The 12,245-nt window shown below is 61.4% G+C and carries 8 protein-coding genes; 2 read left to right on the top strand and 6 right to left on the bottom strand.

All coding sequences use genetic code 11. From position 1 onward, the window contains the following. Nucleotide 1 precedes the first annotated feature (1 nt). From SIC15_RS01485 to SIC15_RS01475, 3 genes are read right to left on the bottom strand one after another with little or no spacing between them, the layout of a single operon-like run. Nucleotides 2-685 (bottom strand): ABC transporter ATP-binding protein, encoded by a 684-nt coding sequence (locus SIC15_RS01485; protein ID WP_136630682.1) that lies wholly within the window; start codon nt 683-685, stop codon nt 2-4. Between the two features lie 60 nt (nt 686-745). Continuing rightward, nucleotides 746-3,913: an efflux RND transporter permease subunit gene (locus SIC15_RS01480; RefSeq protein ID WP_136630681.1), complete on the bottom strand. Its 3,168-nt coding sequence runs from the start codon at nt 3,911-3,913 to the stop codon at nt 746-748. Then, on the bottom strand, nt 3,910-5,148 hold the full coding sequence (locus SIC15_RS01475) for an efflux RND transporter periplasmic adaptor subunit (protein ID WP_412536942.1): 1,239 nt from the start codon (nt 5,146-5,148) through the stop codon (nt 3,910-3,912). The genes SIC15_RS01480 and SIC15_RS01475 overlap by 4 nt, the downstream gene beginning before the upstream one ends. A gap of 152 nt (nt 5,149-5,300) precedes the next feature. Here SIC15_RS01475 and SIC15_RS01470 point away from each other — a divergent pair, with 152 nt between their 5' ends. Both SIC15_RS01470 and SIC15_RS01465 read left to right on the top strand, forming a co-directional pair. Then, complete coding sequence (locus SIC15_RS01470) at nt 5,301-5,750, top strand: potassium channel family protein (protein ID WP_136630730.1); 450 nt, start codon at nt 5,301-5,303, stop codon at nt 5,748-5,750. Between the two features lie 137 nt (nt 5,751-5,887). Then, nucleotides 5,888-6,943 (top strand): GGDEF domain-containing protein, encoded by a 1,056-nt coding sequence (locus SIC15_RS01465; RefSeq protein ID WP_069182641.1) that lies wholly within the window; start codon nt 5,888-5,890, stop codon nt 6,941-6,943. A 10-nt stretch (nt 6,944-6,953) separates the two neighbouring features. Here the strand turns inward: SIC15_RS01465 and SIC15_RS01460 are convergent, their stop codons facing one another. The 3 genes from SIC15_RS01460 to arcC all read right to left on the bottom strand — a co-directional run bounded on the left by SIC15_RS01460 (nt 6,954) and on the right by arcC (nt 12,245). After that, complete coding sequence (locus SIC15_RS01460) at nt 6,954-10,184, bottom strand: efflux RND transporter permease subunit (RefSeq protein ID WP_405417956.1); 3,231 nt, start codon at nt 10,182-10,184, stop codon at nt 6,954-6,956. Next, the gene (locus SIC15_RS01455) at nt 10,181-11,254 is read right to left on the bottom strand and encodes an efflux RND transporter periplasmic adaptor subunit (RefSeq protein ID WP_405417954.1); all 1,074 of its coding nucleotides are present in this window, start codon (nt 11,252-11,254) and stop codon (nt 10,181-10,183) included. Before SIC15_RS01455 ends, SIC15_RS01460 begins: the two co-directional genes overlap by 4 nt. Nucleotides 11,255-11,336: 82 nt before the next feature. Then, on the bottom strand, nt 11,337-12,245 hold the full coding sequence (arcC, locus tag SIC15_RS01450) for a carbamate kinase (RefSeq protein WP_153637089.1): 909 nt from the start codon (nt 12,243-12,245) through the stop codon (nt 11,337-11,339).

The raw sequence follows: 12,245 nt of genomic DNA, 5'->3' as shown, positions 1-12,245 counted from the left end.
CTCAGGTTTCCGGCACGTGGCCAAGATCCAGATGCTGGCTGCAGCGGGCGGCCAGTTCCGGATCGTGGGTGGCGAGGATCAGTCCGCAGCCATGGCGGGCCTGCAATTCGAAAAGCTGCCCGATCACGGCCTCTGCCGTGTGCCGGTCCAGGCTGCCTGTGGGTTCGTCAGCAAGAACCAGGGCCGGCTTCATGGCAAACACCATGGCCAGTGCCGCGCGCTGGCGTTGTCCCCCGGACACCTGATCCGGGTATCGGTCGGCAAGCTCGCCGATCCCCAGGCGCTCGAGCCAGTCCTGACATCCATCCTCGGATTGGCCGGCAAGCCGGGCACGAAAACGGACGTTGTCCAGCAAAGACAGGGCCGGCATCAGGTTGGCTTCCTGAAAGACTACCCCGATCTGTTGTCGGCGAAGCGTCCCCCAGCGACGTTCAGACTTGCTCTCGGCCTCCGTTGACCGGGCATCAAATGTCTCGCCGAGCACCTGAACCACCCCTGAATCCGGTTTCTCCAGACCACAGAAAATGTTCAGCAAGGTACTCTTGCCGGATCCGGATCGACCGGTCAGCGCCAGTGACTGGCCCCGCTCCAGACCCAGGGAGAGCCCCCTGAGCACGGGCACCGGTTCATTACCGCTGCGGAATTGCTTGTTCAGGCCACGGGCCGAAAGCAGAGAGTCCACCATAGTTTCCTTGTCTGACGAGTTGAGGCGACGGCTTTGCCCGGGTCAATCAGAACCAGGTGGTCAATCCGCCGCCCCGATAGGATCAGCATAGGTTCCGTGCCGGCGCGCACGCCACTCGCGGAACTGCTCCAGCCAGGACAGCAACGCCGGTATGACCAACAGGACCAGCAAAGTCGATAGCCCGAGGCCAAAGGCAATTGAGGTGGCCATGGGGATCAGGAACTGGGCCTGCAGGGACGTTTCGAACATCAGCGGCAATAGCCCGCCGATGGTGGTCAGGGAAGTCAACATAACCGCACGAACCCGCTGTACCGCGGCCTCGTTAAGCGCATCGGTGATTCCCAGGCCCTTTTTCCGCTGCTGGTTGTAGAAAGCTACGAGGATGATGGCGTTATTGACCACAATCCCGGAAAGACCAAACAACCCGAAGAGGGAAAGAATGGTCAGTTGCAGCCCCATCAGCCAGTGCCCCAGCAACGCGCCCACCAGGGCGAACGGGATGATGGCCATAACGATCAGCGGCAGGCTCCAGGAGGCAAACACCCACGCAAGCACCACGTACATCAGCGCCAACCCGATAACCAGTCCGGTTTGCATGTCTCCCAGGGTCTCCCTCTGGTCGGCCGCACGGCCCTCGAAGCTGTAACGCACATTGTAGCGACTGGCGATATCCGGCAGTGCGTCTGCTTCAAGGCTGGTCAGAATCTGGTCGGTGGTGCTGACCCGGGTGTTCAGCCCAGAGGTGACTTCAACCGCCAACCGGCCCTCGGCGTGTCGCAGGGCCTGGAAGCCCTGACGGTGGTCCAGGTTCATGACCTGGGTCAGGGGAACAAAGCGACCGTCCGGCACCCGCACGGTGATTCGGGAGAGCGTCGACAAGCGCTCCCGCTGATCCTTGGGCAGTTGCACGCGAACTTCGACTTCATCCCGGCCATCCTGGTAGATCTGGGCGATCCGGCCGTCGAAGGCAGCCCTGAGCTGGCGCCCGAGATCGGAGGTGGTCAATCCGAGTGCCTCGCCATAGGCGCTGACCTGGTAAAGCAGCTGCTCCCTGCCCCACGGCATGTCATCCTCAACGTCCAGCACACCGGGCAGCGTCGAGAGCGCCTGCCCCAGTTCATCCGCGGCACGCTTCAGATTCTCCGCGTTGTCGCCGGTCAAACGCACATTCACATCCCGGCCCGGCGGCCCGGCCTGACGTTCGGAAATCGTCAGATTGTCCAGCCCGGCCGGTGTCTCCAGACGGCTGCGCCACTCCGTGATAAATTCCGGATTACGAACCGAACGGCGATCGGAGGGCACCAGTTCGATCATCATCGAACCCAGTTCATCGCCGCTACGGGAACTGCCCTCGGCACCCTGGGTTGCGCCCCGGGTAGTGACTGCATGCAAAATGAAATCACCACCAAGCGCCTCTTCGGTCTCATTGAGCGTTCGCTGCATCTGGGTCAGGAACTCCTCAACGGTGCCGCGATCCGTTCCGGCCACAAAGCTGGCATTGGCGTAGAAGACCGAAGGCTCCGGTGTTGGGAAAAAGTTGAATCCGAGCCGGCCACCGGCCAGCAGACCGACCGTTACGATTGCCAGGGCCACCGCGCTCGCCACGGTAGCCCCCCGGTGTTCCAGGCTATACCGAGAGAACCGGCGAAACCGGCCTTCCCGGAAACGGTCGAAACGCTGCTCGAACCCCCGCCGGAAGCGCTCCACGGGACCCGGTGCTTTTGGCTCGGGTTCTGCCTCTCCCGCTTTTTTCTTACGTCTGGGCACGAAGGCATGACGCAAGTGCGCCGGCAATACGATGAAACACTCAAGCAGGGACGCGACCAGAACGCAGATCATCACCAGCGGAATATCGCCCAGAATGTTGCCAATGACACCGCCCACCACGAGCAGGGGCATAAAGGCCGCAACCGTCGTGAGAGACGAGGCCAGCACGGGCCACACCATACGTTTGGCAGCCCCTTCCGAGGCGTAGATGGATTCCTCGCCCATGCGGGAGTGGGCGTCGGCATCCTCGCCCACCACAATGGCATCGTCGACGATCACCCCCAACGCCATGATCAGGGCGAACAGGGAGATCATGTTGATGGAACCCCCAATCAGCCAGAGAACCGCCATGGCCGCCAGGAACGCCGTCGGAATACCCACAGCCACCCACATGGCAACCCGACCGGGGAGAAACAGGTAAAGCAGGCATACCACCAGAACCAGGCCACCCAGCCCGTTGTTCACCAGTAGGGAGATACGATCATCCAGAAGCTGCCAGGTCTCATCATACACCTCCAGCTTTACCGTCGGCGGCAGCACCGGCCGGGTATCGGCCAGCCAGGTTTCCAGTACCTGGGCCGCTGCCAGCGAATTGCCGTTTTCCGATCGCTGCAGCTGGAGTTCAACGGCCGGCTTGCCGTCCTTCTCGAGGGTCACCTGGCTCTCGCGGGCCTCCTGCCGGATAATCGCCACATCGCCCAGATTGAGCTGGATCCGCTCACCACTGAGCACCGGAATGTTCTCGAATTCCTGGGGGCTTCGGCGCTGTTCCACGGCCCGAAGTTCCCGGGTCGCATCCTGCTGCGCCATCATGCCGGCAGGCAGATCCCGGGAGATGGCGGCCACGCGCTCGGCAATCTGCTCCAGTGACAGCCCCAGTGCTTCCAGCCGCTCAACCGGCACATCAATGCTGATCTGCTGCTCCGGCAGGCCGCGGATCGAAACCCGGTCAATGCCACGCTGGAGCAGTTCATCTTCAAAACGGTAGGTCATCTGCCGCAGCTCACTGCGGTCTACATCGCCGTACACCAGCAACCGGGCCACCGGCTCGTAGCGTTCAATGCGGGTTACCTGGGGTTCCTCCGCCTCCGCCGGGAAATTGGTGAATTCATCCACCTGCTGGCGTACGTCGTCCAGGGCCTGGATCGGATTGGTGCCTTCCTCGAATTCGAGGGTTATGGAGGAAACCCCCTGGGCCGAGGTGGAGGTCATTTTTTTCAGGCCATCGACGCTGCGCAGGCGCTGCTCCAGAGGGTTGGTAATGCCCTGCTCCACGTCTTCGGCGGACGCACCACTCCAGACCACCCGGACACTGACCACGTCCAGGGCAAAGGTGGGGAAGAACTGGATGTTCATGCGGGTCAGAGCCAGCACACCACCGAGCAGCATCACCAGCATGACCAGGTTGGCAGCAACCCGGTGATGAACGAAAAAGCCGATGACGCCCTTTTTCCGCCTCATTGAGATGCCACTCCGGAATCTGCCACATCCACCTTGAGGCCGGTGACAGCGTTGGGCAGATGCGTCGTAATCAGTTGCGCGCCAGATACCAGGGCTTCACCGGATACCAGCAGACGGCGCTCACCATTGCTGCCCCGGGCCTCGCCAATACGTTCTATTCGGGCGCGCTGCATCCGGCCGTCTGAAGACATCAGGTAAACGCTGTCGGCGCCATAAAGAGCACTGAACGGAATCGACACGGTATTGCTCCGTGCCGCCCGTTCAAGCGTGACGGGCATTAAACCGCCCGGACGGATCCCACGGGGATCCCCCTGCAGTTCGAGAATGGCTTCGGTTCCGGACGGATCACTGGTTCCGGCAAACCGGGCAAGCTGAAACCGGTGCTGATCTCCGGCACTGGTGGCAATCAGTGTTTCTCCCCGCTGCAGGGCATCCAGAAGTTCGCCCCGGAACATCTCCGGCACCCTGGCCCTGAGTTCCAGACCATCAACGGGGTAGAGCGACAACAGAGGTTCATTACGGCTGACCTGGTCACCTTCGGCCACGCGGATGTCGGTCGCCATGCCGTCAAAAGGCGCCGTCATACGGGCCCGTTCGGCATCCCGTCGGGTGCTGAGCAGGTTTGCCTCTGCCTGGGCGAGTTTCGCCTGAAGGCTCTGCAGCCGCGCCGGATGCTCTTCGATTGCCCGTTGCCTGGCATTTACCGTCAGCTCTGCTCTGGCCGCGGCGTCCGTGGCCGCTTCCAGTGCCTCGCGGGAAGCCAGGTTGCGATTCACCAACGACCGGGTACGCTCCAGCTTCCGCCGGGCGTTTTCCAGAATGGCCTGTTCGCTGGCCAGCGCCGTCTGATCATTCCGGTACCGGACCTGCTCCGATCGGATCTGGGCTTCAAGGTCTTTGACCTGTGCTTCGGCCTGGGCCAGCGCAGGCTGGATATCGGCATCGTCCAGTGCCACCAGAAGCTCGCCCTCCTTGACCCGCCGCCCCTCGGTCACGGGCCGCGTACCGATTCGACCGGCCAGGGTTGCTGTCACCGTCAGTTGCTCCGGGGCCAGTACTTCGCCATACAGGGGCAGCACCGGGGTATGCGTGCCCGGCTCAATTTCCTGAACCTGGACACGCCAACTGCGCTCGGTGGCACTGACCTCTGCAGGCTCCGGGCGGGTCATTTTGAGAATCATGAAACCGGCGATACCGACGGCGAGAATCAACAGGGGAATCAGTCTTTTGGACATTACTTGCAGGCCAGCTAAGGTAAATAAAGCCCATTGGGCTGTCGGGTTCAGACTACTATACAATCAGGGCTCGTTTTCGGATCGGACAAGCCGAATTCCTGCGTCAATTTTACGCAGTGTTTTTTCAGTCATGGCAACGGAGAGCATCATTGTTGGCAGCAGAACACCATGTCAATCTTCTCAACGCAACGCTCATTAACGGGCTGATCGTTGCCGTTGTGGTGCTGATCCATCACGAAGTGCTCCTGAATTTAAGCAGCCTTCTGTCGAGAATGCGCCAGAGCCACCGTTTCCGACTGATCGCTGCCGTCTTCGGCATTCTTGCCGCTCACACCCTCCAGGTCTGGATCTTTGCCAGTGCCTTCTATTTCATGCACCACGCCGAGGGCTGGGGCCATTTAACCGGCAATTTCAGCGGCAGCATCCTGGACTGCGCCTACTTTTCCTTCACCACCTTCACGACTCTTGGCTACGGCGATATCGAACCTTTCGGTATTCTGCGCTTTCTCACCGGCATAGAGGCGCTGGCCGGACTGGTTCTGATCACCTGGAGCGCCTCTTTCCTGTTCGTGGAAATGCAGCGCTACTGGCCGACTCGTTGAGGACCCCCTGCACCCTAGACTTTAGTCTAAGGTAGACGGCTACATTGCCGGATTTCTGATCTAATGGCCGGAGCTTGCAGCATGTGCAACCACTTTGTACACATCACTCCAGTGCACCGGATGCCCAGACCAGACCCATGGAAAGCTATACGGAATCACAGAAGCACCTTGCCCGTCCGTACCGCAAAGCGGTGTTAAAAACGCTGCTGATACTGACCGCCGTCAGTGGCCTGCTTTTCTTTATGCTCAACATGCAGAGAGGGAACTACCCCCTGGCCTTTGCCGAGATTGGCATGGCGTGCTACTCGGTTTTCATTTTCTGGGCAATCGGAAACACCAAACACCTGGAACGATGGATCCTGGCGTTTATCCTGCCCTTTTGCATCACCATGATGTTCGCGCTCACGTCTCCCCGGGCGACAACAACCGTATTCGCCTGGGTTCTGTTAATTCCCATCCTTTCTCACCTTCTGATGGGGCGGCGGCTGGGTCTTCTGGTATCAGCCGTGTTCATGGTTACGGCGGCAGTGATTTTCTTCTTCAAATTCCACGATGCGCCGGAGCTGATGCAGCCGCTTCCGATTGCCAACATGGGGCTGATGTCCCTGACCATTCTGGCCTTCTCCCATATTTACGAGATCACCCGGGAGCAATCCGAATCGCGCCTGCTGAAAATGGCCCAGACCGATGCGCTGACAGGTCTCGCCAACCGCGCACGCCTGAGCGACGTTTTCGAGCAGGAGCGCAAGCGCAGCCTCCGCAACGGAACCCCGCTGTCCATGCTGGTGCTGGACCTGGACCACTTCAAACAGGTCAATGATCAGCATGGTCACGAGGCGGGCGACCGGGCGCTCAGGCATGTTGCCGGCACACTGCGGGCATCGCTGAGAGCAACCGATCTTGCCACACGACTGGGCGGTGAAGAGTTCGCCATTCTGCTCACCAACACCACCGCAGACCAGGCTCATCGGGTGGCCGAAAAGATCCGGAATGAGATCGAGTCAAACCCCGTGTCCTATCAGGACCAGGCCATCAGGCTCACCATCAGCGGCGGCATTGCCCAGTTTGGTCCGGACGGCGCCGACCTTCGCAGCCTGATCGGCCGTGCCGACGAGTACCTCTATAACGCCAAGGACGCGGGGCGGAACCGGATCATCAGTTCCGACAGCGTCCTGGTGCCATGCCAGGCGTAAACACCCCGCGTCACACCCACTTGCAGCGCGCCAGGGTGTAATACAGCAGGGGCACCACCAGCACGGTCAGTAACGTGGACATGGCCAGACCGAACACCAGGGATATCGCCAGGCCGTTGAAAATCGGATCGTTCAGGATGAAGTAAGCCCCCACCATCGCCGAAATCGCCGTCAGGGCGATGGGCTTGATGCGCACCGCGCCGGCCAGGACCACCGCTTCGTCCAGTTCGACACCCTCCTCGATCAACTGCCGAATAAACACCACCAACAGGATGGAATTGCGCACGATGATGCCGGCCAGGGCAATCATGCCGATCATGCTGGTGGCGGTAAATTCCCGCCCCAGAAGGGCATGGCCGGGCATGATGCCGATCATCGTCAGGGGAATGGGCGCCATGATCACCAGCGGCAGAATATAGGAGCGGAACTGGGCCACCAGCAACACGAAGATCATGAACACGCCCACGCTGTAGGCGGCGCCCATATCCCGGAAGGTCTCGTAAGTAATCTGCCATTCACCGTCCCATTTCAGGGTGCCTTTTTCCGGCAACGGGGGCTGATCGATGAAATACTGCTCTGGCGCTCCCTCCTGCTGGTTCAGGCGCTCCACCATGGCAAACATGCCGTACAGCGGCGAATCGACCTCTCCTGCCATATCCGCCGTCACGTAGGTCACCGGCAGCAAATCCTTGTGGTAAATCGCGCCCATCCAGTCGGCCTCGCGAACGTCGGCAATACTCGCCAGCGGGACGAGGTTGCCATCACGACTTCGCACGTTCAGGGATAACAATACCGAGGGCTGGGCCTTGTCACCTTCGCTCAGAATCACACGAATTGGAACAGGGTACTTGGCATGGTCATCGTGCAGGAAGCTGACACTGGTACCGCCCAGGGCCGTCTGGAGGGCACCGACCACCTGGGCCTGGGACACGCCAAGCCTTGCCGCGCGGTCCCGATCCACAACCACTTCCCATTGTCGTGTGGGCGCTTCCAGCGTGGTATCGATATCCACCAGGCCATCCACCTCGGTCATGCCCTCGGCCACCTGGCGGGCCAGTTCCGCCCGGCGGGTTTCATCCACCGCGTAGATTTCCGCCACCACGGGTGACAGTACTGGCGGGCCAGGCGGAACCTCAACAATCTTGACGCTGGCACCGTACTGCTTACCGATCTCGGTCAGCGGCCCCCGCAGGGATTGGGCAATGGCGTGGGACTGCCGTTCCCGGTCCTCCTCATGAATCAGATTGACCTGGATATCGCCATGGTAAGGGTCGCCACGCAAGTAGTATTGCCTGACCAGACCGTTGAAATTGATCGGCGACGCGGTGCCGGCGTAGGTCTGCCAGTTGGCCACCTCATCCACCGTTTCCAGGTAGCTGCCCATTTCCATCAACACCCGCTGGGTCTGCTCCATGGGCGTGCGCTCGGGCATATCCACTACCACCTGCAACTCGGACTTGTTGTCGAACGGCAGCATCTTCAGGATCACCGCCTGGAACACCGGCAGCGAGGTTGCAGCGAGAGTCAGACCCACCACACCCAGCGCCAGCACACGACGCCGCCAGGGATGATCCCCCAGGAACGGCCCGAGCACGGTCCGGAAAATCCGCAGGGACACCGGGCTGACGCCATCGGCAGAGCTGGAAGCCTCCTCGGCTTCGGCGGCCTGCTCACCCTTCTTGTGCTTGAGCAACCGGAACGCCAGCCAGGGCGCCACCACAAAGGCAACAATCTGGGACAGCACCATACCGGCCGAGGCGTTGATCGGAATCGGGCTCATGTAGGGGCCCATCAGGCCACTGACAAAGGCCATCGGAATCAGGGCCGCCATGATGGTGAGGCTGGCCATAATGGTGGGGGTGCCCACCTCGTCCACTGCAACGGGAATAATGTCCTTCACCGCCCGCCGGGTGTTCTGGATCCGCCGGTTGATGTTCTCGGTGATCACGATGCCGTCGTCCACCAGAATGCCGATGGAGAAGATCAGCGCAAACAGGGAGACGCGGTTCAGGGTGAAGCCCCAGGCCCAGGAAAACACCAGGGTCAGCAGCAGAGTGATCAGCACCGCAATGCCGACAATCAGCGCCTGGCGCCAGCCCATGGCCGCCAGCACCAGCAACACAACGCAGAGGGTGGCGGAGATCAGATCGGTTATCAGTTTGCGGGCTTTCTGGGAGGCGGTCACACCATAGTCACGGGTCACCAGAACCTCCACAGATTCCGGCAGTGCCCGGTTGCGTAATTGCTCCAGACGCTCTTCAATGGCCGTGGTGATGTTGATGGCGTTCTCGCCCGGCTTCTTGGCAATGGCCAGGGTCACCGCGGGGTAAACCTCACCGGGCCGGCCGGCCTGGCCGTCCTTGTGGGCCGGCCCGAATCCGGTCATCACACTCTGGTCCACCACGGTGCCACCGCGGCTGACATCCGCCACATCTTCCAGGTACACCGCTGCGCCGTTGTGCATACCCACCACCAGGCGCCGGACATCCTCCACGGTTTCCAGAAGCGTTCCGGCCTGGACCGGTATCGACAGGTTATCCCGGGTAATCCGGGCCTCCTGGCTGCTGGTGTTGGCCGCCGCCAGGGCGTTACGGACATCGTCGATGGTGAGATTGAACCCCGCCAGCAACGCCGGATCGAACCGGATATCCACGCGATCCGGAATGCCACCGGTGGTATAGACATCCCGGGTACCGGGAACCCGTTTCAGGGCGACTTCCAGCATGTGCGCCAGACGGGTCAGCTCCTCACCCGTGTGGCCGTTGACCGGATCGTAGAGGGTCAGGGTCATCACCGGCACATCATCGATGCCCTTGGGCTTGATCACCGGCTGGGTCGCGCCCAGATCGGGCGGCAACCAGTCCTGGTTGGAGTACACCTGGTTGTACAGCCGCACCAGGGCTTCCTGCCGTGGAATACCCACCTCGAACTGCACCGTGATCACGGCCTGGCCCTGGCGGGATACCGAATAGACGTGTTCGACGCCTTTGATCTCACTCATCACCTGTTCGGCGGGCGTGGCAATCGCGCTTTCCACCTCCCGGGTGCTGGCGCCGGGAAAGGCCACCATGATATCGGCCATGGTGACGTCAATCTGGGGCTCTTCTTCTTTGGGCGTGACCACCACGGCCAGGATGCCCAGAATAATTGCCAGAATGGCCAGCAGCGGTGTCAGATGGTTGTTCTGGAAAACCCGGGCGATGGCACCGGATGGACCAACGGGCGGCAAATTACGGCTCACGGGTTCGACTCCTCGCCCGTTCTTTCAAGCGGATTCAGGCGCTCGCTGCCCACCAGTACAGACGGGTTTGTGACTACCCGCTCGCCCTCGCTCAGGCCCGCAAGAATCTCCAGCCGGCCATTGTCCCGCACCCCAGTGCGAACCTGCCTCAGCCTGGGCTGATCCTGATCATCGAGCACAAATACCGCCCTGAGTTCACTGCGTTGAATCAGGCTGCTGGCCGGCACCCACAGGGCCTCCCGGGTGGCAACCGGCACGCTGACTTTCACCAGCATGCCGGGAAACAGGGAACCGTTGGGCTCACTCAGGCGCATGCGCAGGCGGAAAGTATGGGTTTGCGGATTCGCATAGGGATAGAAAGTCATTTCACCGGTTTCCAGCACCCGGCCGTCGGCCAGGGTAACCTGGGCCTGACGCTCCGTACGCGCCAGTTCGGCGTATTTCTGGGGCAGATCGACGACAACCCGAAGCTGTTCCAGAGACAAGCCACTGAGCAGCGGCTGGCCGGGATTGACCGCTTCGCCAACCTCAACGTGGCGTTCGGTCAGGATGCCGCCATAGGGCGCCACCACACGGGTATAGGAAAGCTGCTCCTGCGCCTCGGAAACGGCGGCACTGGCGCGCTCTACCCGGGCCCGGGCAGCGGCCAGGTTGTTGCGGGCCTGATCGAACTCCTGCCGGGATACCAGCCCCCGTTCGTGGACTGCCTCAATCCGGTTAAACCGCTGGCGTGCGTCCACCAGTGCTGCCTCGGCCTCTTCCAGCCCGGCTTGTGCCTGGCGCAAACGGGATCGCTGCTCACTGTCCTCCAGCTGGACAATCAGGTCGCCGGCAGCCACGGAATCATCCACATCAAAGGGCAGGCTCTGAACGGTGCCGCTGGTCTGGGCTGAGACGGTGCTCTGCTGAACGGCTTCGATGATGCCATCGAGGTGCACGGTTTCGTGCAGCTCGTTGCGCTCGACGACCGTTGTCGTCGCCGGTCGGGAAGGCGACGCCTGCTGGCCGAGCGCCGTCTGGGCCAGCAGGCCCAGGGTCACGATCAATCCTGCGGCAGCCATTCGCGACATGGGGCACCTCCGGGAAATTCTGGCTATTAGGTAATAACCAGATATTATCAGGGATCGCACCCGGAAAACACGGCAGGAACAGCTAGCCGGCCGATACGCGGGTGCCCGCGGAGCCGTCAAGGATGGCCACGGCGTCCTGCAGCCGGCCAATGCCACTGACTCCGCCGGCCTCGGCAAAATCGCAGGCGGCCTGCAGTTTCGGGCCCATGGAGCCGGCGGGCATTTCCAGCGCCTGCGCCTCGGCCACGGTCAGCTCGGCAAGCGGCGTCGACTGGTCGGTACCAAAATCGCGATGAACAGCATCCACATCCGTTAACAGGAGCAATGCATCCGCTCCCAGTTGCCGGGCAAGCAACGCACTGGCAGCATCCTTGTCGATAACCGCTTCAATGCCGACCATGCTGCCGTCGTCACGACGCAGCACCGGTATTCCACCGCCGCCGGCGCAAACCACAACCACGCCCTGATCGAGCAACAGTTTCAGTACCCGCATGTCCGGTATTTCCAGCGGTTTCGGCGAGGGCACCACCCGGCGCCATTTGTCACCGTCCGGCGCAATGCTCCAGCCCGCACCGGCTGCCCGGCGCTCAGCCTCCTCGCGGTCATAGACGGGTCCGACAAACTTGGTCGGTTTTTCGAAGGCAGGGTCCTTCGGATCCACCAGGACCTGAGTCAACAAGGTCGCGACCGGCCGGTCATGGCCGAGAGCATTTTCCAGTTCCTGCTCGATCATATAGCCGATCATGCCCTCGGTTTCCGCGCCCAGGACATCCAGCGGGTAAGCCTCATCCGGTTTGTAGGAAGCGCCCTGCAGAGCCAGCAGCCCGACCTGTGGCCCATTGCCATGGGTCACCACAAGATCGTGACCGGCCCGAACGACCGCAGCCAGCGATCGGGCTGCAATCTGCACATTTTTACGCTGGACCTCTGCCGTCAGCGGTTCTCCGCGTTTCAGCAGGGCATTACCCCCCAAAGCTGCCACAACCAGCAT

It is taken from the genome of Marinobacter sp. MIT932201 (assembly GCF_047123295.1).
GTDB classification, from domain to species: Bacteria; Pseudomonadota; Gammaproteobacteria; order Pseudomonadales; family Oleiphilaceae; genus Marinobacter; species Marinobacter salsuginis.
Note: the sequence above shows the minus strand (reverse complement) of the source record. Positions and strands in the feature narration are given on the sequence as shown.